The following is a 21206-nucleotide window of genomic DNA, read 5'->3' as shown; positions in this document are numbered from 1 at the left end:
GATCAGCCGACCGCCTGCTCGATGCCCGCCAGAAGGCTCGCGGCCGTGATCGGCTTGGCGACGTGCAGGTCGGCGCCGGCGGCGCGGGCCTCCTCGCGATGCTCCGGCATGGCGTTGGCGCTGAGCATGACGATCGGGGTCGGGCTGACGCCGCGCCGCGTCTCGAGGTCGCGGATGGCGCGTGTGGCGGTCAGGCCGTCCATCGTCGGCATCTGCATGTCCATCAGCACGACGTCGTATGTCCCGGCTGTGAAGGCCTCCAACGCCCGATGACCGTCCTCGACGATGGTCAGTTCCGCTCCGGTCGAGGCCAGGATCAGCTGGACGACGCGCTGATTGGTCGGGTGGTCCTCCGCCAGGAGCACGCGCAGGGGCCTGTCGCGACGGGCGCCGACGGCCGGAGCCGCGTCGTTCGCGGCGCTGTCCGGGTCGGCCGCGGCGCGCGCCAGCGGCAGGCGGACCGTGAACCGGCTGCCGACGCCGGGGGTCGAATCGACGGCGATGTCGCCTCCCATCATCCCGGCCAGCGAACGGCAGATCGACAGTCCCAGCCCGGTGCCGCCGAAGCGGCGAGTGATGCTGGTGTCCGCCTGGGTGAAGCGACCGAACAGGCGTGCGCCGGTCTCGGCGTCGAAACCCACGCCGGTGTCCTGCACCTCGATCCGGACGAGCCCGGCGTCGTCCACCTCGATGCGGATGGAGATCGTGCCGGCGGCCGTGAACTTGATGGCGTTCGACATCAGGTTGTCGACGATCTGGCGGACGCGGGTGCTGTCGCCGATGAAACGACCCTGGGCGGCTGGATCGTGCGCGACGACGACGTCCAGGCCCTTGTCCATGGCGCGGGAGCGAGCGCCCTCGATGCACGGCGCGAGGGCCCGGACCAGGTCGAAGGGCCGGCTCTCGAGGGTCATATGGCCAGCCTCGATCTTGGACACGTCGAGGATGTCTGAAACGAGCCTTTCCAGCACGACGCCCGACTCGCGCACGAGACCGACCATCTCGGCCTGCTCCGGCTTCAGGGCGGTCCGCGACAGGGCGTCGACAATGCCGATGACGCCGTTAAGCGGGGTGCGGATTTCATGGCTCATGTTGGCCAGAAAGTCGGACTTCGCGCGGTTGGCGGCCTCGGCCGCAGCCCGGGCTTCGGCCATGGCGCGCTCGGCGGCGATGCGATCCGTCACGTCGCGGGCCACGCCGTAGATCAGGTCGCCGTAGCGCTGGGCGCGCCATTCAAGGGTGCGATACGACCCGTCCGCGTGGGCGTAGCGGTTGATGAAGCCAAGCACCGGATCGCCCCGCCTGCGGTTCTCGACCTCGTGGACGCTGAGACGCGTCGCGGCGACGTCTTCCGGGTGCAGCAGACGCAGGAGGGGCCGACCCTCCATGTCGGCGGGACGGTGTCCCAGCACCTTCTCCCAGGACCGGCTGGCCTTGACCACGTGTCCCTGCAGATCGCGGATGACCAGGAGATCGAGGGAGACGTCGAAGAAGGTGGCGAGGTGGGCGTCCCCGGCATCGCCGGGCGCCGAGACCGGCTCGTCCGCCACGAGAGAGGTTTCGACGAGGGACGCCAGACTCATATCGATTGCCTCGGCGAGGGACCCGTCATCGTGCGCCAGCGTACCAACCGCAGGTTAAGGCCGCTTGAAGCGGGCCGCTACAGCCGTCCCGCCTCGCGCAGGCGGTCGATCATCCACGTGCGCGCCGGCGGCAGGGGCCGGTCCAGCGGGTGGAAGACGAACTGTTCGAGGAAATGGCCGGTGAGGTCGAGCCCGGCGCCGACGTCGCCCTCGCCGAGACCGGCCTGGGCGCCCAGCAGGAAGGGGGGCAGCTTCAGCAGCTTGTCGGCGTAGGGCTCGCCCGCGACGCGGCTGACGGCGCGGCCCGTGCGCGGGCTGACCCAGACGAGGTCGTCGGTCGAGCCGGTGGCGGCGCAGCGGCTGAGGTCGAGGCCGAACCCGAGATCCTCCAGCAGGCCGGCCTCGAAGCGGACGAAGATGGCGGGCCAGACCTCGGGCACGGCGAAGGCCGACATCAGGGCCTCGAAGGCGAGGAAAGCGCCCGGGTGCGGCTCGCGCTCGGGCAGCGCGCCCTGGGCCACGGCGGCGGCGGCGGCCAGGCCGGTCAGGGCCAGCGGGTCGTCGAACAGGGCCGCCGGCCCCTCCCCCACCGGCTCGAGCCGGGCCGAGCCGAGGTGCTCGGAGGTGCGGGCGCGCAGGTCGGCGACGACCCGGGCCCCGGGCTGCAGGAAGGGCTTCATCCGCCGCGAGGCGCCGCCCGCGACATAGGCCGCCCGGCGGCCGTGGCTTTCGGTGAGCAGCTCCACCACGGCGCCGGTGTCGCCGTGGGCGCGGGCGGCGAGGACGTAGGCGTCGTCGGTGAAGTCCATGCCTACTGCGCGGCTGCGCGGATGCGGGCGGTCATGTCGCGCGCGAGGGCGTTGGGGATGGGGAAGGTCAGGGCGTAGAGGGCGACCCGCCAGCGGCCGTCGTCGCCGCGCACCAGCACGCCCGTGCCGCGGCTCGTTCCGTAGGACTCGCTGTCCAGGACCTCGTCGAACCAGACCACGCAGCGGCAGTCGAGCGGGGCCAAGGTCAGGGCCCGGGAGCGCGGCGTGTAGGTCCAGCCGCGGCCGCGGGCGAAGTAGGGCTCGGCGTAGGCGCGGAACTGGTCGATGGTCCAGCGCTCGGTCACGTCGGTGCCGATATAGACGGCGTCGGGGGCGAAGAGGTCGAAATAGACGGCGCTGTCGGCCGCGGCGGCGGCGGCGTGCAGGGCATCGAGGGTGACGGCGGCGGCCTCTTCCTCCGGCGTGTCGGCGGCCTCGCCGGGGGCGTCGACGACCGGGGCGGCTGCCTCGAAGGCCCGGATTTCGGCGGTCATGTCGCGCGCCAGGTCGTTCGGGATCGGATAGCTGAGGGCGTAGCGCAGCACGCGCCACCGCCCGCCGTCGCGGACCAGCAGGCCCTCCCCGCGCGCCGTGCCGTAGGTGGCGCTGTCCAGCACCTCGTCGAACCAGGCCACGCAGGCGCAGGGGTCGGGGGCCAAGGTCACGTGGCGCTCGCGGGCGACATAGGTCCAGCCCTCGTCGCGGGCGAAGACGGGCGCGGCGAAGTCGAGGAAGGCGTCGCGGTTCCAGCGCTCGGAGGTCTCGTTGCCGACCCAGACCAGACCCGGCGCGAGACGATCCGCCCAGGCCGTGACGTCGGCGCGGGCCGCGGCGGCATGGAGTTCGTCGAGCACGGCGGCGGCCTCGGCGACGGCGGGGTCCGGGGCCTGGACCGACAGGGCGAGGGCGAGCAGGGGCGCGAGCATGGACGGCAGCCTAGACCGGCCCCGGCCGTCGGCCTAGTCGCCGCTTTCCGGGACGGGAAAGGTGTCGGGCTTCAGCGCTCGCGCGAGGGCCAGCAGGTTGCGGGCGGCGATGCGGCCGGTGCGGTCGGACCACTCGTGGGCCTGGTCGGTGTCGGTGTAGTCCGGCCCGGGGCCGGGCCCGAGGTGCCAGTAGGTCCAGCTCTGGCCGGGAATGGTGAAGCCGATGTCGATCAGGGCCTGACAGATGCTGGCCACGATGTGATGGGCGCCGTCCTCGTTGCCCGTGATCACCACCCCGGCGACCTTGCCGTAGGCGACCGGGCGGCCGTCGTCGCGGGTCTCGGACAGCATGGCGTCCATCCGCTCCAGCGCGCGCATGCAGACGCTGGAGTGCTGGCCGAGCCAGGTCGGCGTGGCCATGACCAGGATGTCGGCGGCGAGGATGCGGGTGCGCACGGACGGCCAGTCGTCGCCCCCGCCCTCGTCGCTCTTCACGCCGGGCTTGATGTCGAGGTCGACGAGGCGAACCAGTTCGGTCTCAGCCCCGCCCTTCTCGAGTTCGGCCATGACCACCCGGGCGAGCGCCTCGGTGTTCGAGGTCTGCGGCGACGGCTTGAGCGTGCAGTTCAGGACCAGGGCCTTCATGGGGTCGTCTCCTCGGCTGGAGCCCGGCCAATGCGCGCGCCCGTCGGCGCGTTCCGGATCTTTATTTAACCGCACGGTTGACAACGCGACGGACCCGCTGCATTTAACCTGTCAGTTACATACGAAGCCGCCATGCAGACCGACCTTCTCTCCGCCCAATTCGCCGCCCTGGCCGACCCGACCCGTCGGGCCATCCTGGCGCGGCTGAGCGAGGGGGAAGCCAGCGTCAACGAACTGGCCGAGCCGTTCGACATCAGCCTGCCGGCGGTGTCGAAGCACCTGAAGGTGCTGGAGAAGGCCGGGCTGATCAGCCGCGGGCGGGAGGCGCAGTGGCGGCCGGCGCGGCTGGAGCCGATGGCGCTGAAGGGCATCGCCGAGTGGATGGAGCACTACCGCCGCTTCTGGGACGCCAGCTTCGACCGACTGGACGCGTACCTGAAGAAGATTCAGCAAGGAGACGACCGTGGCCCAAGAAACTGACGCCAACCCCTGCCACACCGACGGCGTGGCGCACGCCTTCGAACTAGAGCTGCGCCGGACTATCGACGCCTCGCCCGAGCGGATCTGGAAGGCGTGGATGACGCCTGAGCTGCTGGAGCAGTGGTTCGCGCCGAAGCCGTGGCGCATCTCGGACGTGCGGGTCGATCCGCGGCCGGGCGGGGTGTTCAACTTCATCATGCACGGACCGGACGGCGAGCGCTTTCCGAACCACGGCGTCTTTCTGGAGGCCGAGCCGCACCGGCGCTGGACCACGACCGACGCCTTCACTCCGGACTGGAAGCCCGCCGGCCAGCCGTTCATGGTCGCGACGGTCGAACTAACGCCGCTGGCCGACGGCCGCGCGGAGTACGTGGCCACGGCCCGGCACTGGAACGCCGAGACGATGAAGCAGCATGAGGCCATGGGCTTCCACGAGGGCTGGGGCCAGTGCGCCGACCAGCTGGAGCAGCTGCTGAAGAACAACTGATCCCCTTCCCCGACCGTCGACCGGAGCTGGCCACATGAGCCACGTCGAAGCCATCGCCACCCGTCCCTCCCTGCACCTGCAGCGCGTCTTCGACGCCCCTCGGGCGCTAGTGTGGAAGGCGTGGACGACGCCCGAGACCGTGGTGCTGTGGCTGGGTCCGGTCGAATGGCCGGCGGTGAGCGTGTCGCAGGACCTGCGCGTCGGCGGCGCCTGGCGGGCCTGCCTGCGTTCGCCGGAGACCGGACAGGACCTTTGGCAGGGCGGAGTCTATCGCGAGATCGTCCCCCCCGAGCGCCTGGTGTTCACCTTCAAGTGGGACGAGTCCCACGAGGACGGGCCGCCGGTCGACACCCTGGTCACGGTGGAGTTCGCCGAACTTCCCGACGGCCGCACCCGCATGGACTTCACCCACGAGGGCCTGAAGTCGGAGCAGAGCCTGGCCGGGCACCGGCACGGCTGGACCTCGACCTTCGAGCGCCTCGTCGCCTTTCTCGCCGACGACGGAGACAGATGATGAAGATCGTGACCAGCCTGAGCTTCCGCGGCCAGTGCCGCGAGGCCTTCGAGTTCTACGCCCGGGTTCTCGGCGGCAAGATCACCGCGGCCATGCCTTATTCCGACGCCCCGCCGGAGATGCCCGTGGGCGACACCTACCGCGACTGGCTGATGCATTGCTGGCTGGAGGTCGGCGACCAGGCGATCATGGGCGCCGACATGGACGTCGACTGGGCCCCGAACGTCGACAAGCCCAAGAACGGCTTCGACGTCACCCTGCACACCGAGGACCGGTCGGAGGCGCAGCGCTGGTTCGAGGCGCTGTCCGAGGGCGGCCAGGTGGTCATGGGCTTCCAGGAGACCTTCTGGTCGCCCGGCTACGGCAGCCTGATCGACCGCTTCGGCGTGCCGTGGATGGTCAACACCGTGCCGGCCGGCGAGTGGCGCGGGCCGAAGAGCTGACGATCCCGGGGGGGCGGCCGTGCCGCCCCTCCCCTGTCCTTCCCGAGGAGAGAACCCATGAAGGCCTCGCCCATGGTCTGGACCGGCCGCGTCCTGACCGTCCTGTTCGCCCTGTTCATGCTCGGCGCCTCGATCGCGCCGAAGCTGGCCGGCATGCCCGTCGCCGCCGAAACCCTGGAGGCGCTGGGCTGGTCGGCGGACTACGTCCTCGCGATCGGCCTGATCGAGCTGGGCTGCCTGCTGCTGTATCTCTTCCCGCGCACCAATGTGCTGGGTGCGGTGCTGATGACGGGTCTGCTGGGCGGCGCCATGGCCACCCAGGTGCGGGTCGGCAACCCCCTGCTCAGTCACCAGCTGTTCTCGCTCTACCTTGGCCTGTTCATGTGGGGCGGGCTCTGGCTGCGCGACCCCGCCGTGCGTGGGTTGTTCCCATGGCGGCGTCAGCCGGCGGCGTCCGCCTGACGGCCACCCGATTTGCGGAGAAGACCCATGAGACCGATCCTGCTGACCGCCGTCGCCGCCGCCGCCTTGGCGGCCGCCCTCCCGGTCTGGGCGCAGCCCGCCGCACCGCCGGCGGAAGCCGCCGTCCAGGCCGCCGCGCTGCGGACCGATTCCGCGACGGTCAATGGCGGCGAGGTGCGCTACTTCGTGCACGGCGACCTCGGCTCCGGAGCCACGCCCGTGCTGGTGCTGCACGGGGCCTTCATGTCGTCGGATGCGATGAAACCGCTGACCGACCTGATGCCGGGCCGGCCGCTGATCGTGCTCGACCAGCGCGGGCACGGGCGCACCGGCGACCTGCCGGGCCCTATCGCCTACGAGTCCCTCGCCGACGACGCCGCCGCGGTGCTGGCCGACGCCGGCGTCGGCAAGGCCGACGTGGTGGGCTATTCGATGGGGGCCGGTGCGGCGCTGCAGCTGGCGCTGCGGCATCCGGAGCGGGTCGACCACCTGGTGGTGATTTCGGTCAGCTTCAACGAGGCCGGCAACCTGCCGGGCTTCACCGAAATGATGGCGCAGATCACGCCGCAGATGTTCGCCGGCTCGGCCATGGAGCGCGAGTTCCGCCGGCTGGCGCCGGATCCGGAGGCCTTCGCCTCGGTCGTCGACAAGATCAAGGTTATGGACCACGGCCAGGACTGGCCGGCGGAGGACATTCGCGCCCTGCCCCATCCGACCCTCGTCATCGTCGGCGACCACGACATCGTTCGGCCCGAGCACGCCGTGGAGCTGTACCGGCTGCGCGGCGGCGGGGACGCGGCGCGGGCGTCGCAGCCCTTTCTGACCGAACCGCCGCCCGCGAGGCTGGCCATCCTGCCGGGCGCCTCGCACATCGGTGTGTTCGGCGAACCGCAGCGGCTGGCGGACGCCATCCTGCCGTTCCTCGACGACGCGGTTCCGCCGCCCCCGCCCGGATTCTTCTAAGGCCGACTGACAGGAGGCGCCGCCATGCGCACGATCCGAACCGCCACCTTTGTTTCGTTGGACCGGGTGATGCAGGCGCCCGGCGGGCCGGAGGAGGATCCGGCCGGCGGCTTCCGCTTCGGAGGCTGGGTGTTTCCGCACTGGGACGAGGACCTCGGCCGTCTGATGGACCGCGCCATGGGCCGGGACTACGACCTGCTGCTCGGTCGCCGGACCTATGAGATCTTCGCCGCCTACTGGCCGCACGAGAACGACGAGATCGCCCGGGTCTTCAACGCCGTGAACAAGTACGTCGTCGCCAGCCCGGGCACGCCGACGCCGTGGGCGAACAGTCACCTGCTGGAGGGCGAAGTCGTGGAGGCGGTCCGGGTGCTGAAACAGACCGAAGGTCGCGACCTGCTCATTCAGGGATCGAGTCAGGTGATCCACGCCCTGCTCGCGGCCGACCTGATTGACCAGATGACGCTGCTGACCTTCCCCGTGGTGCTGGGCGAGGGCAAGCGCCTGTTCGACGCCGGCTCGCGCCCGCGCGGCTGGACGCCGCTGGGGACCGAGGTCACAGGCAAGGGCGTGGTGGTGGGCGCATACCGTCTGGCCGGCGACGTGCCGACCGGTTCCTTCGCCGGTGACGGGGTCAGCGAAGCCCGCCAGGCGCGACGGAACGGATCGCGAGCCGAAGGCTAGCGCGCGACCGCGCTCGGGAACGGCCGGCCGAGAGCCTCGGCCATCCCCTGTTGGGACAGCAGCAGCACGGCCTCGCGCTGGTGAAAGTTGTTGGACAGGACGATGACCGTGACGTCCTCGTCCGGCTGGTAAGTCACCAGGTTGCGGAACCCGGACCAGCTGCCGGTGTGATAGATCTGGCGATCCAGAAAGTCGGGTCGCACCTGACGGCCCAGCGCCTTCTCGTAGAGACCGAAGCCCCACATGCGGCGAGGCTGGCCACGTTCGTCGGGCGTATCCGCGGGCGCATGGTCGGCGATCATCTGTCGATAGCTCTCGGGCGAGAGGAGGTGGCCGCCGTGCAGCGCGCGGCTCCACACCAGCAGGTCGTCGAGCGTCGAATAGAGCCCGCCGGCGGCGAAGATGATGCTGAGGTTGGCGTTGGGCTGCGGGCTGGGCGGCCCGCCCAGGTTGGCGTAGCCCATGACCACGTCCGAGAGGCCGTCGTCGTAGCCCGTGTCGGCCATGCCGAGCGGCTCGAAGAAGGCGGCGCGGAGGTAGTCGTGCAGCGGCTGGTCGCTAGCCCTTTCAACCACCACGCCCAGCAGATTGTAGCCGGCATTGCTGTAGCGGACCTTCGTCCCCGGTGGGAAGGACGGGCTATAGCGTGTTGAGTCTTCAGTAAGTTCCTCCGGCGTCGCGGGCGTCACCCGGCGCAGGCCCCAGCCGGGACGGGCCATCAGATCTGGGATGCCGGAGGTGTGGGCCAGCAGGTGGCGAAGCCGGACCGGCGCCCATGAGGCGGGGCAGTCATCGATCCAGCGGCACAGCGGATCGTCGATCGAGAGCACGCCCTCGTCGTGAAGCCGCAGGACGGCGGCGGCGGTGAACTGCTTGCTGACCGAGGCCAGGCGGAAGCGGGAGTCCAGCTCCAGCGGCGCCCCGGCCTCCCGGTCAGCCATGCCGTAGACCTGGCGGAACAGGACCTCGTCGCCGCGGGCGACCAGCACGCCGCCGGTGAAGCGGCCGGCGCCGCCCCAGCGATCCAGCTGCTCCTTGAGCTGCGGCAGGCCCTCGACCTCGACCAGCGGCGGGCGCGGCGGCAGGGTCGCCGCCGCGGCTTCGCCCTCGGGCGGAGGCCGGTTCAGCGTGGCCCACCCCGCGCCGCCGGCGACGATCACGGCCAGCACGGCCAGGAGACCGAAGGTCAGCCGGGGGTGGTTGCCGGCGCGGCGGGGCACGTGGAACAAGGGCTCAGACGTCGTAGTCGAGGCCGAACTGGGCGTAGAGGGCCCGCGAGTCCTGCCACTTCGGGTCGACCTTCACGGTCAGGAAGAGGTGCACCGGACGGTCGAGCAGCTCGGTCAGCTCCTCGCGCGCCTTCTGACCGATCCACTTCAGCGTCTGGCCGCCCTTGCCCAGCACGATGGGGCGCTGGCTGTCGCGCTCGACATAGATGGTCTGCTCGATGCGGGCCGAGCCGTCGGGGCGCTCCTCGAACGAGGTCGTCTCGACCGCCGCCGAATAGGGCAGCTCCTCGTGGACCCGCAGGTAGACCTTCTCGCGGGTGATCTCGGCGGCGAGCACGCGCATCGGCACATCGGCGGACTGATCCTCGGGATAGAGCCACGGCCCCGCCGGCATCATCCCGGCGAGCCGCCGGCCGAGGTCGTCGACCCCGTCGCCGGACAGGGCCGAGATCATGAAGACCTCGCTGTAAACGCCGGTCTCGAACAGCTGCTGCGACAGGGCCAGCAGGGTGTCCCGACGCATGCCGTCGATCTTGTTGAGGGCGAGGATGACCTTCTTGCCGGACTCCTTGAGCGCCGAGATGATGGTCTCGGTGTCCTCGGCCGAGCGGCGGTCGGCAGGGGTCCCCTCCTTGCCCTGGGCGGCGATGTGCGAGGCCGCGTCGACGAGGTGGACGACGGCGTCGGCCTCTTCGGCCCCGCCCCAGGCGGAGGCGACCATGGCGCGGTCCAGCCGGCGGCGCGGGCTGAAGATGCCGGGAGTGTCGACCAGCACGATCTGGGCGTCGCCGTACATAGCGATGCCGCGCACCGGGAAGCGGGTGGTCTGGACCTTCTGGGTGACGATCGAGACCTTGGTCCCCGTCAGTCGGTTGACCAGCGTCGACTTGCCCGCGTTGGGGGCGCCGATGATGGCGGCGAAGCCGGCCCGCTGGTTCTGGATATCGGTCAAATCACGCCTTCACGCTGGAGAAGGGCGGTCGCGGCCGCCTTCTCCGCCTCCTGACGCGAACGGCCCTTCGCGGTCAAGGGCTCGTATCCGGCCACGCTGGCCTCGACCGTGAAGGTCGGGGCGTGGTCGGAGCCGGTGCGGTCGACGATCCGGTAGGTCGGCAGCGGCCTGCCCTGGCCGAGGGCCCATTCCTGCAGCGCGGACTTGGGGTTGGCCAGCGACGGCTTCGCCGAGGCCGCGAACTCGGGGGCCCAGACCCGCTCGAACACCGCGCGGGCGGCATCCATGCCGCCGTCCAGCCAGACGGCGGCGAGGATGGCCTCCATGGCGTCGCCCAGCACGCCCCCGCGACGACGACCGCCCTGTTTCGCCTCGCCGGGCGACAGTCGCATGGCCGGACCGACGCCAAGGCGTTCGGCGACCCGGGCGCAGGCGGACTTGTCGACAAGGACATGCAGGCGGGAGGACATTTCGCCTTCGGCCGCCTCGGGGTAGTCGCGGAGAAGGCGGTCGGCGACCAGCAGGCCGAGCACGCGGTCGCCGAGGAACTCCAGCCGCTGGTTGTCGACGAAGGGCCGGCCGCGGGCGTCGCGGGCCGCGCCCTCGCCCACGCTGGGGTGGGTCAGGGCGCGCTCCAGCAGACCCGGGTCGCGAAAGTCGTGGCCCAGCCCGCGCACCAGCGCGGCGACGGCCTCGGCCCGTCGATCGGCCATCAGTCGAGGTCGGTGAAGAACCGGCTCGGGCGAACCTTCGAGAACCAGCTGATCGGGTTCCACAGCGAGGCGCCGGGCTGCCACGAAAACAGGATGATCTCCGCCTTGCCGATCAGGTTCTCGGCCGGAACGAGGCCGACGCCCATCGACTCGTCGACACGGCTGTCGACCGAGTTGTCGCGGTTGTCGCCCATCATGAAGTAATGGCCGGCCGGCACCTCGAAGACCGGGGTGTCGTCGAGATCGCGGCCGGGGCCGTAGTCCTGGATCCGGAAGGTCCGGCCGCCGGGCAGGGTCTCGTCGGCGGTGACGACCAGTTCGCCGTACATGTTGGTGACGTCCCGGCCGGTGACGATCACGTCGCGGACCGGTGCGCCGTTGATGTGCAGAACGTTGGCGATCATCTGGATGCGATCGCCCGGAAGGCCGACGACGCGCTTGATGTAGTCGGTTCGGTCGTCGCGCGGCAGCTTGAAGACGACGATGTCGCCGCGCGCCGGCTCGCTGGCGAAGATGCGGCCCTCGAACACGGGCGGGCTGAACGGGATCGAGTGCTTCGAATAGCCGTAGCTCCACTTGGAGACGACGATGTAGTCGCCCTCGTGGAGGTTGGGCTCCATCGAGGCGGAGGGAATGGTGAAGGGCTGGAACAGCAGGACGCGCAGGACCAGGGCGATCAGCAGGGCGAAGACGACGGTCTTGATGATCTCCCAGCTCTCGCTGCCGCCGCTCTTCTTCGCCTTGCGCTTCGCGCCCTTGCCGCTGCGGGCGTAGACCGGCGTCGATTCGACATCCTCGAACGGGGCGTCGCCGGAGTCGCTCCACACCGGCCGGCGCCCGGCCGCCGTCGCCGCGGGTTCGGCGTCGAGGTTCGCGTGGGATTGGGGTTCATCCGGAGCGGCGTCGGAGGCGGTCGCCTCGGCGGTCGGCGCCTCCGCCGGCTCCCGGACCGGCGCGGGTTCATGGATGCGCGCCTCGGGCTCGCCGGACGGCGCAGGGGCGTCGTGCGTCGCCGGCTCCGCATCGGCGGGCCCAGGCCGGGGATCGGCCGCCGGAGCGGCGCCGTGATCGTCCTCGTGCGGCTTGTGCTCGTCGCTCATATCAACCCTGTCCCCCAGCCGCTGACCGCGGTCTTTCAGCCGCGAAACGGGTATAGCCTGATTACGCCATCGGCAAGGCTTCGATCACCACGAAGGCGAGTGCGTACGGGTGCTCGTCGCTGAGGGTCAGGTGGATGTGCGGGCGGTGGCCGGGCGGCATCATCTGCTCCAGATGGGCCGCCGCATTGCCGGTCAGCGCCAGGGTCGGCTGTCCCGAAGGCAGGTTCACCACGCCCATGTCGCGCCAGTAGACGTCCGAACGCATGCCGGTGCCCAGCGCCTTGGCGCAGGCCTCCTTGGCCGAGAAGCGCTTGGCGTAGCTCCACGCCGGATCGGGCTTGCGTTCCGAGCGGACGCGCTCGAGCTCGGTGAAGCAGCGATGGCGGAAACGGTCGCCGAAGCGGTCCAGCGACCGCTGGATGCGGCGAATGTCGGTCAGGTCCGCGCCGACGCCGACGATCATGCGACTTCCGCCGCGGCCGCGTCCATGGCGGCGCGCATGCGGTGGATGGCCGGCGCCAGCCCGACGAACACCGCCTCGCCGATCAGGAAATGGCCGATGTTCAGCTCCCGCACCTCGGGGATGGCCATCATGTCGGCGGCGGTGGCGTAGTCGAGGCCGTGGCCGGCGTGCACCTCGAGGCCGAGGTCGGCGGCGCGGGCGGCGGCGGCCTGCAGGCGCTCGAACTCGACCAGACGGTCGTCGCCGGACAGGTGGCAGTAGCGCCCGGTGTGGAACTCGACCACCTGCGCGCCGACGCCGGAGGCGGCCGCGACCTGCTCCAGCGAGGGTTCAATGAACAGGGAGACGCGGACGCCGGCGTCGGACAGCGCCTTCACGACCGGCGCGATGCGGGGCTCGGCCCCGGCGACGGCGAGCCCGCCCTCGGTCGTGACCTCTTCGCGCCGCTCGGGCACCAGGCAGGCGGCGTGCGGGCGGTGGCGCAGGGCGATGGCCAGCATCTCGTCGGTGACCGCCATCTCGAGGTTGAGCGGTTTTCCGGCCTCCAGGCACAGGTCGCTGAGCGCGGCGATGTCCGGATCGGTGATGTGGCGGCGATCCTCGCGCAGGTGGGCGGTGATCCCGTCCGCGCCGGCGGCCAGCGCCTCGCGGGCGGCGCGGACGGGATCGGGATGGCCGCCCCCGCGGGCGTTCCTCACGGTGGCGACGTGGTCGATGTTGATTCCGAGGCGAACCCGATCGCGCATGGCGGTCCTTCCTATTTCGCCAGGCGGCGGCTGCCGGGGTCCTCGACCGGCAGCGCGGCCAGTTCCGGCGGCAGGGCGTCGGCGGGCCAGGCGGGAACGTCGAGGGTCGCCAGGGCCACGAGGGGGACGCCGACGTCGGCGCGGCCGCCCGAGCGGTCGACGACGCAGGCGGCCGCGACCACGTCCCCGCCCGCGTCGCGGATGGCCTGGATGCATTCACGGCTCGACAGGCCCGTGGTGACGATGTCCTCGACCATGACCACCTTCTGGCCCGGTTCGACGTGGAAGCCGCGGCGGAGGCGGAAGGCGCCGCCCTCGCGCTCGACGTACATCGACGGGACGCCCAGCCAGCGGGCGGTCTCGTAGCCGGGGATGATGCCGCCGACGGCCGGCGAGATGGCGACGTCCACGGGGCCGACAGCGGCCGTGATCTTCTCCGCCAGCGCCTTGCACAGGCGGGCGCAGCGGTGGGCGTGCATGAAGACGAGGTTCTTCTGCAGGAAGACCGGGCTGTGCAGGCCGGAAGAGAGCACGAAGTGGCCTTCGCGCAGGGCGCCGGCGGCGCGGAATTCGTCGAGGACGTCGTCCGAGGTCATGGGAGCGGTCATAGCGACCTCCCCTACCCCGTCACGCCCTCGCTTTGAAGCGCCGGTTGATGCGGATCCTCGGCGCTCTCGTGGCCGGGTCTCAGGCCGCGGGCGAGCAGCTCCGTCCAGATCCCCTCGGCGTCCTCGGCGAAACTGACCAGTTCGAGGTCGACCGGGGCGATCATGCCGAACTCGACCAGCTTCTCGAAGCCGACGACCGAACGCCAGTATGCCTCGTCGAACAGGACGATCGGCACGTTCCGCTTCTTGCCGGTCTGGCGCAGGGTGAGGATCTCGAACAGCTCGTCGAAGGTTCCGAAGCCGCCGGGGAAGACCACCAGGGCGTTGGCGCGCATGGCGAAATGCATCTTGCGCATGGCGAAGTAGTGGAAGCGGAAGGTCAGCTCCGGCGTCGACCAGGGGTTCGGCTCCTGCTCGTGCGGCAGGGTGATGTTGTAGCCGATCGAGGGCGCGCCGACGTCGTGCGCCCCGCGATTGGCCGCGCCCATGATCCCCGGGCCGCCGCCGGTGGCGATGACGTTGTCGCGCGGCTCGCCGGGGCGGGCGCGAAGGGCCCCGCCGCGCTCGGAGGCCAGGCGGCCGAAGGCGCGGGCCTCATTGTACCAGCGGGCGTGGACCGGATCGCCGTTTTCGCCGATGCGGGCGCTCCCGAAGACGACCAGGGTCGAGCGCACGCCCCAGTCGCGCAGCGCCTCCTCGGCCTTGCCGTACTCGAGCATGAAGCGCACGCCGCGCATCGAATCGCCGAGCAGGAAGTCCTGGTCGAGGGCGGCCAGCCGATAGGAGGGCGAGGCCATCTGGGCCGCGTTCAGCTCGGCGGCGTCGAACTCGTCTCTCACCCGCGGGCCCGCTCGACGGTGTCGACCGAGGGATTGGCGCGCAGGGCGGCCATGATGGTGGTGGCGTGGCGGGCGTCCTCGACCTCGACGTCGATGTCGACGTCGAAGAAGTCCTGCTGACGATGGGTCATGACCAGGTTGAGGATGTTGCCGCCGGCCTCGCCGATGATGGTGGCGACCTGCCCGAGCACCCCGGGCGCGTTCTTGATGGTGGCCCGCAGCCGGGCGGCGGCGACCGTTCCCTGTTCCGCCTGCGGCGTCCACTGCAGGTCCTGCCAGACCGAATCGTCGTCGGCGAAGTCGGCGAGGCGCTGGCAGTCGATGGTGTGCACCGTCAGGCCCACGTCGGGTTCGAGGATGCCGACGATGCGATCGCCGGGGACCGGCGAGCAGCAGTGGCCGAAGTGGACGCTGACGCCGGGCGTCAGGCCGCCGCCGCGCACGAACAACCGGGCCTGGTCGTCGCCGATGCGCTTGCGGTCAGGACCGGCCTTGAGGCGACCCTTGAGGCTCGGGAACAGGGTCTCACCGACCTTGGCGGCGGAAAGCCGCCCGCGGCCGATGGCCTCGAAGAGGTCGTCCTCGGACCCCGCCGCGAGGGTTTCCAGCGCCGGCTTGAGCGACACCTCGGCGAGGGCCTTGCCGGCTCTCGACAGGGTCTGGTCGAGCGTGGCGCGACCAAGCTTCTGGAACTCCTCGCGCTCGGAGCTGCGGATGTGACGACGGATGGCCGAGCGGGCGCGGCCGGTGATGGTCAGGGAGCGCCAGTCCGACGGGATCTCGCGCTTGGCCCCGCGGATGATCTCGACCACGTCGCCGTTCTGCAGCTGGGTGCGCATCGGCTTCAGTTCGCCATTGATCTTCACGCCCACCGCAGAGTCGCCCACCTCGGTGTGTACGGCGTAGGCGAAGTCCAGCGGCATGCCGCCGCGCGGCAGGGTGATCAGCGCGCCCTTGGGCGTGAACACGAACACCTGGTCGAGGTACATTTCGAGCTTGGCGTGTTCGACCCAGTCCTCCCCGCCCTCGCCGTGCTCGATGACCTGCACGAGGTGGCGCAGGTTCTGCAGCGGATCGCGCCCGCCCTGGGCGGCCATCGCCTCGCGGTCGAAGCCGTAGGAGTGGTTCTTGTAGGCCCAGTGCGCCGCCACCCCGTCCTCGGCCACCCGGTCCATGGCCTCGGTGCGGATCTGCATCTCGATGCGCAGCCCCGACGGGCCCACGACCGTGGTGTGCAGCGAGCGGTAGTTGTTCGACTTGGGCGTGGAGATGAAGTCCTTGAACCGCTCGGGCACCACGGGCCAGGCGCGGTGGATGACGCCGAGGGCGCGATAGCAGTCGTCCTCGGCCTCGACGATGACGCGGAAGCCGTAGATGTCGGACAGGGACGAGAAGCCCACCGACTTACGCTGCAGCTTGCGCCAGATCGAATAGGGCGTCTTCTCGCGGCCCAGGACCCGGGCCTTGACGCCCGCCTCCTCCAGCACCCGCTCGATCTCGCGGGACACCCCGCCGATGGCGCGGCCGTGCTCGAGCTTGAGCGCCTCCAGCCGGCGTTCGATGGCCGTGCGGGCCGTCGGGTTGAGGTGCTCGAAGGCGAGCTCCTCGAGCTCGGAGGCGATCGAGTGGATGCCGATCGAGCGGCCCAGCGGCGCATACACCTCCAGGGTCTCACGGGAGATTCGCTCGCGCTTCTCCGGCTTGACGTAGCGCAGGGTGCGCATGTTGTGCAGGCGATCCGCCAGCTTGACCAGCAGGACGCGCACGTCCTTCGAGATGGCGAGGATGAACTTGCGCAGGTTCTCGGCTTGGCGCGTGTGCTCGGCCTGCAGTTCCAGCCGCGACAGCTTGGTGACGCCCTCCACCAGGGAGGCGATCTCCTCGCCGAACATGCCGGCGATGTCGTCGCGCGTGGCCGAAGTGTCCTCGACCACGTCGTGCAGCAGGGCGGTGACGATGGTCGCCGTATCCAGCCGGTAGTCGGTCAGGATGCCGGCGACCTGGATCGGATGGGCGAAATACGGATCGCCCGAGGCCCGCAGCTGCGAGCCGTGCATCTTCATCGCATAGACGTAGGCGCGGTTGAGCAGGGCCTCGTCTGCGGTCGGGTCGTACGCCTTGACCGCCTCGACCAGTTCGAACTGGCGCAGCACCTTGCTGCGCGCGGCGTAGTCGGGGACGCCCGCCGCCGGCGCTTCGCCGGCCGGTTCGTTCAGATTGGCAGCTTTGGGGGTCGGCGCGGTCTGTCGCGCCGGCAGGATAGTGACACCGCTGGCGGGATCCGCCGTCAGTACCGCTCCTCCTGCCCGCCGTCGCGGTCGCTCTGCAGCGCGCGGATCAGCTCGGCCTCGGCCATGTTCATGTGCTGCGGCTCGGCCAGCAGGGCGACGGTCTCGGCCTCGTCCTCGGCCTCGGTGCGCTCGTCGACCCGCTGCAGGGTGGTGATGATGTTCTCCCGCAACTCGTCGGGACGCACGGCGTCCTCGGCCAGTTCGCGCAGGGCCACGACCGGGTTCTTGTCGTTGTCGCGGTCGAGGGTCAGCGGCGCGCCGTTGGCGATATTGCGGGCGCGGTGACCGGCCAGCAGGACCAGACCAAAGCGGTTCGGCACCTTCTCGATGCAGTCTTCGACAGTGACGCGAGCCATGAAAATCCTCGGGCGGCGGGGGAGAACCGCGGAAAATAGAGATACGGAGCTGATTGTGCAACGCCGCATGGGCGGGAATGAGGCGTCAGCGAAATCGTTGTTCCTGGGTCACGACGATCTCCAGGGTGACCCGGTCCCCCGGTTGAGGTCCCGCCTCCGTCATCTGCAGGCGGGCGTCCGCGAACGCGCGCCGGGCGTCGGAGTGCGAGATCCGTCCGCGGGGCGTTTCGGCGACCACCTCGCATCCTTCGAGGCGTCCGTTCGACACGACCGTGCAGCGGATGTGGACGCTGGCCCGGCCTGACCATCGCCCGCGCGGGGGAATCCCCCTCCATCGACTGCCTTCGACGAACCGCACCCGAGGGTCCCCGGGATCCCACTCTTGCGGGGCCGGCGCCGTCGGGTCCTGGGCGCCGAGCGCGGCCGCGAACAGTGTCACGACCAGTAAGTTCATGTCCCCTCCTTCATGGGCGACGCGTCCCGACCGACGGCAGCGTCGCGGGCAAGCGCGTGCGCCGTTCTGCCGCGCGGGTGCGTCCACTCCGGCGCGATCTCGGCCAGGGGCCCCATGACGAACACGCGGTCGGCGGCGCGCGGGTGCGGCAGGATCAGGCCGTCGAGGTCGCCGCTGAGCCGCCCGTAGGAGATCAGGTCGAGATCGAGCGTGCGGGGGGCGTTTGGGCGGCCGCGCTGCCGGCCGAAAGCCTCCTCGATGCGGCCCAGCGCCGCCATCAGCTCGTGCGGCCCCAGTTCGGTGCGGACGATGACGACGCCGTTGAGGAAGGGCGGATCGTCCGGATCGGGCCAGGCGGCCGAACGCCACCACGAGGAACGGGCGACGACATCCACACCTTCGCTGCGGAACCGGGCGAGCGCGGCCTCCAGCGCCTCCCGGCAGTCGGCCCACGCCCCCTTGTCATTGCAGCCCAGCGCGACGATGACAGCGGAGTCCAGATCGAGGCCGCCGTCTATTTCGACGGAGGGCCGGACGTCGTCGGATTTTCCGGAGCCCGTATTCATGACGCCCAATCCCGGTGAACGCACCGCCCTCTTCATCGACGGAGCCAACCTATATTCGGCGGCCCGCGCCCTGAACGCCGACCTCGACTTCCGCAAGCTGCTCGAGCTGTACCGCGGGGACGGCGTCCTGGTCCGCGCCTATTACTACACCGCCGTGGTCGAGGGCGAGGAGTTCTCGCCGCTGAAGCCGCTGGTCGACTGGCTGGACTACAACGGCTTCTCGGTCGTGACCAAGCCGGTGAAGCGGTTCACCGACGCCGAGGGACGGTCGCGGACCAAGGGCAATATGGACATTGAAATCGCCGTGGACATGCTGGAGCTGGCGCCACGGCTGGATCATGCGGTGCTGTTCTCCGGCGACGGCGACTTCCGCCGATTGGTGGAGGCGGTGCAGGCGAAGGGGGTGCGGGTGACCGTCGTCTCCACCCTGAAGAGCCAGCCGCCGCAGATCGCCGACGAGTTGCGTCGGCAGGCCGATGCGTTCGTCGAGCTGGCGGACCTGCTGCCGGACATCGGGCGGCCGCGGACGTCGGGCGGCGTCGGCCTGCCCCGGGATGACCGGTCGTGACCGCCGCTCCGCCGGAAGCGCCGCGCGACTGCCCCCTGTGCCCGCGGCTGGTCGAGTACCGGAAGGACAACGAGCGACGCACCCCCGGCTGGTTCAACGGCGCGGTGCCCTCGTTCGGCGATCCGCAGGCCGGGCTGCTGGTGGCGGGGCTGGCGCCGGGCCGGACCGGCGCGAACCGCACGGGCCGGCCGTTCACCGGCGATCACGCCGGCTGGCTGCTCTACGAGACCCTGCAGCGCACCGGCTTCGCGCGCGGCGGCTACGATCCGGACGGAAACGACGCGCTGGAGCTGGTCGACTGCATGATCACCAACGCGGTCCGCTGTGCGCCGCCCGGCAACAAGCCTCTGCCCGTCGAGGAGGCGACCTGCCGGCCGTTCCTGCAGGCCCGGCTGGCGGCCCTGCCCCGGCTGAAGGTGATCGTGACGTTGGGCGACGTTTCGCGGCGGAACGTTCTGCGGGCCTTGGGGCGGCCGGGCTCCGCCATGCCGGCTGGCCACGGAGCGGAGGGCCGGATCGGGCCCTACGTGTTGCTCAACAGCTACCACTGCTCCCGGCTGAACACGAACACCGGACGCCTGACCGCGGGCATGTTCGAGGCGATTTTCCAGCGCGCGCGCAGCCTCCTGGACGGTTGAGAACGGCGTTCGGTTTTCCTGCGGTGTGTCTCCCGCATCACGGGAATCGGCCTGCAACGGGTGTACCGTCCATCCTCAGGAACGACGCCCGGGGGCGGGCGTTGACCAGACAGCTTTGGAGGCTGTCATGCGTAGCAGAGGCGGGGTGTTCACGCCCCGGGAAAGAAGGGCTGCCCTGTGGGCGCTGGTCGGGGCGACCCTGATCGCGGCCGGCGGCATCGTGATCCAGCAACATACGCAACCGTCGCTGGGCGGCATGGACGCCTATGAGTCCGCGCCGCCCCCGGGGGTGCTGGAAGCGCAGCCGCTGCAGGGCTGAGCGGGGTCAGCCGCGCTCCTTGAGCAGGCGCGCCTTGTCGCGCTGCCAGTCGCGCTCGGCCGAGGCTTCGCGCTTGTCGTGGATCTTCTTGCCCTTGGCGAGGGCGATCTCGATCTTCGCCTTGCCCGCCTCGTTCAGGTAGAGCTTCACCGGCACGATGGTGCGGCCTTCGCGCTGGACCGCGCCGATCATGCGGTCGATCTGGCGGCGGTGGAGCAGCAGCTTCCGGTGCCGGCGGGGCTCGTGGTTAAACCGGTTGGCCTGCTTGTACGGCGGGATGTCGGCGTTGATCAGCACCAGCTCGCGGCCCTCGGGCGCGACGTAGGACTCGGCGATGTTGGCGCGCCCGTCGCGCAGCGCCTTGATCTCGGTGCCGAGCAGTTGGATGCCGGCCTCGGTGAAGTCCTCGAGGAAGTAGTCAAAGCGCGCGCGCCGGTTCTCGGCGATCACCTTCATCTTCGGCTTGTCCGACGCCATCAGCCGAGGCCCGCGTCGGCCATGGCCCGGTCGATGGCCGGCTTGACGGCGTCCGAGGTCGGGACCAGCGGCAGGCGGACCTCCTCCGTGCACAGGCCCAGCCGCGCGAGCGCGTATTTGGCCGGCGAAGGCGAGCTGTCGAGGAACAGGCCCTTGTGCAGGCCGATCAGCCGGTCCTGCCAGTCGCGGGCCACGGCGTAGTCGCCGGCGGCGGCGGCCTCGTGCAGGGCGACCATGGCCTCGGGGGCGACGTTGGAGGTGACCGAGATGACGCCGACGCCGCCCTGGGCGTGGTAGCCGAGGTAGCTGGGATCGTCCCCCGAGATCAGGTCGAACTGCTGGCCGACGATGTTGGCGCGCATCCAGCTGACGCGCGCCAGGTCGCCGGTGGCGTCCTTGATCCCGACGATGTTGGGATGGACGGCGAGTCGGGCGACCGTCTCGTTGGCCATGTCCACGCCAGTGCGGCCAGGCACGTTGTAGAGCAGGATCGGCAGCTGCACCGCCTCGGCGACAGCTTCGAAGTGGGCGGACAGGCCCGCCTGCGACGGCCGGTTGTAGTAGGGTGTGACCACCAGCGCCCCGTCGGCCCCGACGGTCTTGGCGTGGCGCACGAAATCGATCGCCTTGTCGGTGGCCGAGGCGCCCGCGCCGGCGATGACGCGCACCCGGCCGGCGGCGACCTCGACGCATAGTTCGACGACGCGGCGGTGCTCCTCCGGATGCAGGGTGGCGCTCTCGCCGGTCGTGCCCATGGGCACCAGGCCGTGAACCCCGGCCGCGATCTGGCGTTCGACCAGGGCGCGGAAGGCGGCCTCGTCCACCTTTCCGTCACGAAGTGGTGTGATCAGGGCGGTGATCACGCCCTTGAACAAGGGGGCGGTCATGGGA

The 21206-nt window shown here is 70.6% G+C and carries 28 protein-coding genes; 10 read left to right on the top strand and 18 right to left on the bottom strand.

The window, feature by feature from the left end:
• Window positions 1-2 precede the first annotated feature (2 nt).
• The 4 genes from BM333_RS05845 to BM333_RS05830 form a co-directional block, all read right to left on the bottom strand.
• On the bottom strand, window positions 3-1583 hold the full coding sequence (locus BM333_RS05845) for an ATP-binding protein (protein ID WP_092308298.1): 1581 nt from the start codon (window positions 1581-1583) through the stop codon (window positions 3-5).
• Between the two features lie 77 nt (window positions 1584-1660).
• Window positions 1661-2392, bottom strand: coding sequence for a DNA repair protein RecO (gene recO / locus BM333_RS05840; protein WP_092308296.1), 732 nt, complete (start codon window positions 2390-2392; stop codon window positions 1661-1663).
• Window positions 2393-2394: 2 nt separating this feature from the next.
• Entirely contained in the window at window positions 2395-3318 is a 924-nt protein-coding gene (locus BM333_RS05835; protein WP_092308294.1) for a nuclear transport factor 2 family protein, read from the bottom strand.
• 33 nt (window positions 3319-3351) lie between these two features.
• Window positions 3352-3963, bottom strand: coding sequence for a flavodoxin family protein (locus BM333_RS05830; RefSeq protein ID WP_092308292.1), 612 nt, complete (start codon window positions 3961-3963; stop codon window positions 3352-3354).
• 132 nt (window positions 3964-4095) lie between these two features.
• Between BM333_RS05830 and BM333_RS05825 the strand changes: the two genes are divergently transcribed.
• Genes BM333_RS05825 through BM333_RS05795 form a run of 7 tightly spaced genes read left to right on the top strand, consistent with a single transcriptional unit; the run spans window position 4096 to window position 7996 of the window.
• Window positions 4096-4443, top strand: a complete 348-nt coding sequence (locus BM333_RS05825; protein WP_092308290.1) for an ArsR/SmtB family transcription factor — start codon at window positions 4096-4098, stop codon at window positions 4441-4443.
• The gene (locus tag BM333_RS05820; RefSeq protein WP_092308287.1) at window positions 4427-4930 is read left to right on the top strand and encodes an SRPBCC family protein; all 504 of its coding nucleotides are present in this window, start codon (window positions 4427-4429) and stop codon (window positions 4928-4930) included. Before BM333_RS05825 ends, BM333_RS05820 begins: the two co-directional genes overlap by 17 nt.
• A 34-nt stretch (window positions 4931-4964) precedes the next feature.
• Window positions 4965-5444 carry an SRPBCC family protein gene (locus BM333_RS05815; RefSeq protein ID WP_092308285.1) on the top strand — a complete coding sequence of 160 codons (480 nt, stop codon included), beginning with the start codon at window positions 4965-4967 and terminating at the stop codon, window positions 5442-5444.
• Window positions 5444-5887, top strand: coding sequence for a VOC family protein (locus BM333_RS05810; RefSeq protein WP_092308283.1), 444 nt, complete (start codon window positions 5444-5446; stop codon window positions 5885-5887). Before BM333_RS05815 ends, BM333_RS05810 begins: the two co-directional genes overlap by 1 nt.
• A gap of 57 nt (window positions 5888-5944) precedes the next feature.
• A complete protein-coding gene (locus BM333_RS05805) occupies window positions 5945-6349 on the top strand; it encodes a DoxX family protein (protein WP_092308281.1) in 405 nt (134 codons plus the stop codon).
• Between the two features lie 27 nt (window positions 6350-6376).
• Window positions 6377-7312 carry an alpha/beta fold hydrolase gene (locus BM333_RS05800; protein ID WP_092308279.1) on the top strand — a complete coding sequence of 312 codons (936 nt, stop codon included), beginning with the start codon at window positions 6377-6379 and terminating at the stop codon, window positions 7310-7312.
• 24 nt (window positions 7313-7336) lie between these two features.
• Window positions 7337-7996 (top strand): dihydrofolate reductase family protein, encoded by a 660-nt coding sequence (locus BM333_RS05795; protein ID WP_092308277.1) that lies wholly within the window; start codon window positions 7337-7339, stop codon window positions 7994-7996.
• Here the strand turns inward: BM333_RS05795 and BM333_RS05790 are convergent.
• The 12 genes from BM333_RS05790 to folK all read right to left on the bottom strand — a co-directional run bounded on the left by BM333_RS05790 (window position 7993) and on the right by folK (window position 18313).
• Entirely contained in the window at window positions 7993-9216 is a 1224-nt protein-coding gene (locus tag BM333_RS05790) for a serine hydrolase domain-containing protein (protein ID WP_245777170.1), read from the bottom strand. The genes BM333_RS05795 and BM333_RS05790 overlap by 4 nt on opposite strands.
• A 13-nt stretch (window positions 9217-9229) precedes the next feature.
• Window positions 9230-10177: a GTPase Era gene (gene era, locus BM333_RS05785; protein WP_092308273.1), complete on the bottom strand. Its 948-nt coding sequence runs from the start codon at window positions 10175-10177 to the stop codon at window positions 9230-9232.
• A complete protein-coding gene (rnc, locus tag BM333_RS05780; RefSeq protein ID WP_092308271.1) occupies window positions 10174-10890 on the bottom strand; it encodes a ribonuclease III in 717 nt (238 codons plus the stop codon). Before rnc ends, era begins: the two co-directional genes overlap by 4 nt.
• Window positions 10890-11858: a signal peptidase I gene (gene lepB / locus BM333_RS05775; protein ID WP_425425120.1), complete on the bottom strand. Its 969-nt coding sequence runs from the start codon at window positions 11856-11858 to the stop codon at window positions 10890-10892. The genes rnc and lepB overlap by 1 nt, the downstream gene beginning before the upstream one ends.
• Before the next feature lie 193 nt (window positions 11859-12051).
• On the bottom strand, window positions 12052-12453 hold the full coding sequence (gene acpS, locus BM333_RS05770; protein WP_092308267.1) for a holo-ACP synthase: 402 nt from the start codon (window positions 12451-12453) through the stop codon (window positions 12052-12054).
• Window positions 12450-13199, bottom strand: coding sequence for a pyridoxine 5'-phosphate synthase (locus tag BM333_RS05765; RefSeq protein WP_092308265.1), 750 nt, complete (start codon window positions 13197-13199; stop codon window positions 12450-12452). Before BM333_RS05765 ends, acpS begins: the two co-directional genes overlap by 4 nt.
• 11 nt (window positions 13200-13210) lie before the next feature.
• A complete protein-coding gene (gene pyrE / locus BM333_RS05760) occupies window positions 13211-13795 on the bottom strand; it encodes an orotate phosphoribosyltransferase (protein WP_092308564.1) in 585 nt (194 codons plus the stop codon).
• Window positions 13796-13818: 23 nt separating this feature from the next.
• Window positions 13819-14604, bottom strand: coding sequence for an LOG family protein (locus tag BM333_RS05755; RefSeq protein WP_092308562.1), 786 nt, complete (start codon window positions 14602-14604; stop codon window positions 13819-13821).
• Between the two features lie 38 nt (window positions 14605-14642).
• Complete coding sequence (locus BM333_RS05750; protein WP_281246037.1) at window positions 14643-16799, bottom strand: RelA/SpoT family protein; 2157 nt, start codon at window positions 16797-16799, stop codon at window positions 14643-14645.
• Between the two features lie 134 nt (window positions 16800-16933).
• Window positions 16934-17293, bottom strand: a complete 360-nt coding sequence (gene rpoZ / locus BM333_RS05745) for a DNA-directed RNA polymerase subunit omega (RefSeq protein WP_092308558.1) — start codon at window positions 17291-17293, stop codon at window positions 16934-16936.
• A gap of 85 nt (window positions 17294-17378) precedes the next feature.
• Entirely contained in the window at window positions 17379-17747 is a 369-nt protein-coding gene (locus BM333_RS05740; RefSeq protein WP_092308263.1) for a hypothetical protein, read from the bottom strand.
• Window positions 17744-18313, bottom strand: a complete 570-nt coding sequence (folK, locus tag BM333_RS05735) for a 2-amino-4-hydroxy-6-hydroxymethyldihydropteridine diphosphokinase (RefSeq protein ID WP_092308261.1) — start codon at window positions 18311-18313, stop codon at window positions 17744-17746. Before folK ends, BM333_RS05740 begins: the two co-directional genes overlap by 4 nt.
• On the opposite strand from folK, the gene BM333_RS05730 reads away from it, so the two are divergent.
• The 3 genes from BM333_RS05730 to BM333_RS05720 all read left to right on the top strand — a co-directional run bounded on the left by BM333_RS05730 (window position 18312) and on the right by BM333_RS05720 (window position 19838).
• On the top strand, window positions 18312-18881 hold the full coding sequence (locus tag BM333_RS05730) for a LabA-like NYN domain-containing protein (RefSeq protein ID WP_092308259.1): 570 nt from the start codon (window positions 18312-18314) through the stop codon (window positions 18879-18881). The two genes, folK and BM333_RS05730, sit on opposite strands and share 2 nt — an antisense overlap.
• Complete coding sequence (locus BM333_RS05725; protein ID WP_092308257.1) at window positions 18878-19519, top strand: uracil-DNA glycosylase; 642 nt, start codon at window positions 18878-18880, stop codon at window positions 19517-19519. Before BM333_RS05730 ends, BM333_RS05725 begins: the two co-directional genes overlap by 4 nt.
• Before the next feature lie 127 nt (window positions 19520-19646).
• Window positions 19647-19838, top strand: coding sequence for a hypothetical protein (locus BM333_RS05720; protein WP_092308255.1), 192 nt, complete (start codon window positions 19647-19649; stop codon window positions 19836-19838).
• A gap of 6 nt (window positions 19839-19844) precedes the next feature.
• Here the strand turns inward: BM333_RS05720 and smpB are convergent, their stop codons facing one another.
• The gene (gene smpB, locus BM333_RS05715; protein ID WP_092308253.1) at window positions 19845-20315 is read right to left on the bottom strand and encodes an SsrA-binding protein SmpB; all 471 of its coding nucleotides are present in this window, start codon (window positions 20313-20315) and stop codon (window positions 19845-19847) included.
• A complete protein-coding gene (gene dapA, locus BM333_RS05710; protein WP_092308251.1) occupies window positions 20315-21202 on the bottom strand; it encodes a 4-hydroxy-tetrahydrodipicolinate synthase in 888 nt (295 codons plus the stop codon). Before dapA ends, smpB begins: the two co-directional genes overlap by 1 nt.
• Window positions 21203-21206: the final 4 nt, after the last annotated feature.

The organism is Brevundimonas viscosa (assembly GCF_900116065.1).
Classification (GTDB): domain Bacteria; phylum Pseudomonadota; class Alphaproteobacteria; order Caulobacterales; family Caulobacteraceae; genus Brevundimonas; species Brevundimonas viscosa.
Note: the sequence above shows the minus strand (reverse complement) of the source record. Positions and strands in the feature narration are given on the sequence as shown.

Bases quoted from the DNA above. Each gene is read 5' to 3' on its own strand.
- BM333_RS05795 (WP_092308277.1), top strand. From the start codon at position 7,337: ATGCGCACGATCCGAACCGCCACCTTTGTTTCGTTGGACCGGGTGATG.
- BM333_RS05755 (WP_092308562.1), bottom strand. From the start codon at position 14,604: ATGGCCTCGCCCTCCTATCGGCTGGCCGCCCTCGACCAGGACTTCCTG.
- BM333_RS05740 (WP_092308263.1), bottom strand. From the start codon at position 17,747: ATGAACTTACTGGTCGTGACACTGTTCGCGGCCGCGCTCGGCGCCCAG.
- pyrE (WP_092308564.1), bottom strand. From the start codon at position 13,795: ATGACCTCGGACGACGTCCTCGACGAATTCCGCGCCGCCGGCGCCCTG.
- dapA (WP_092308251.1), bottom strand. From the start codon at position 21,202: ATGACCGCCCCCTTGTTCAAGGGCGTGATCACCGCCCTGATCACACCA.
- acpS (WP_092308267.1), bottom strand. From the start codon at position 12,453: ATGATCGTCGGCGTCGGCGCGGACCTGACCGACATTCGCCGCATCCAG.
- BM333_RS05815 (WP_092308285.1), top strand. From the start codon at position 4,965: ATGAGCCACGTCGAAGCCATCGCCACCCGTCCCTCCCTGCACCTGCAG.
- rnc (WP_092308271.1), bottom strand. From the start codon at position 10,890: ATGGCCGATCGACGGGCCGAGGCCGTCGCCGCGCTGGTGCGCGGGCTG.
- BM333_RS05720 (WP_092308255.1), top strand. From the start codon at position 19,647: ATGCGTAGCAGAGGCGGGGTGTTCACGCCCCGGGAAAGAAGGGCTGCC.
- BM333_RS05835 (WP_092308294.1), bottom strand. From the start codon at position 3,318: ATGCTCGCGCCCCTGCTCGCCCTCGCCCTGTCGGTCCAGGCCCCGGAC.
- rpoZ (WP_092308558.1), bottom strand. From the start codon at position 17,293: ATGGCTCGCGTCACTGTCGAAGACTGCATCGAGAAGGTGCCGAACCGC.
- BM333_RS05730 (WP_092308259.1), top strand. From the start codon at position 18,312: ATGACGCCCAATCCCGGTGAACGCACCGCCCTCTTCATCGACGGAGCC.
- BM333_RS05845 (WP_092308298.1), bottom strand. From the start codon at position 1,583: ATGAGTCTGGCGTCCCTCGTCGAAACCTCTCTCGTGGCGGACGAGCCG.
- BM333_RS05800 (WP_092308279.1), top strand. From the start codon at position 6,377: ATGAGACCGATCCTGCTGACCGCCGTCGCCGCCGCCGCCTTGGCGGCC.
- smpB (WP_092308253.1), bottom strand. From the start codon at position 20,315: ATGGCGTCGGACAAGCCGAAGATGAAGGTGATCGCCGAGAACCGGCGC.
- BM333_RS05765 (WP_092308265.1), bottom strand. From the start codon at position 13,199: ATGCGCGATCGGGTTCGCCTCGGAATCAACATCGACCACGTCGCCACC.
- folK (WP_092308261.1), bottom strand. From the start codon at position 18,313: ATGAATACGGGCTCCGGAAAATCCGACGACGTCCGGCCCTCCGTCGAA.
- BM333_RS05830 (WP_092308292.1), bottom strand. From the start codon at position 3,963: ATGAAGGCCCTGGTCCTGAACTGCACGCTCAAGCCGTCGCCGCAGACC.
- BM333_RS05825 (WP_092308290.1), top strand. From the start codon at position 4,096: ATGCAGACCGACCTTCTCTCCGCCCAATTCGCCGCCCTGGCCGACCCG.
- BM333_RS05810 (WP_092308283.1), top strand. From the start codon at position 5,444: ATGAAGATCGTGACCAGCCTGAGCTTCCGCGGCCAGTGCCGCGAGGCC.
- BM333_RS05805 (WP_092308281.1), top strand. From the start codon at position 5,945: ATGAAGGCCTCGCCCATGGTCTGGACCGGCCGCGTCCTGACCGTCCTG.
- recO (WP_092308296.1), bottom strand. From the start codon at position 2,392: ATGGACTTCACCGACGACGCCTACGTCCTCGCCGCCCGCGCCCACGGC.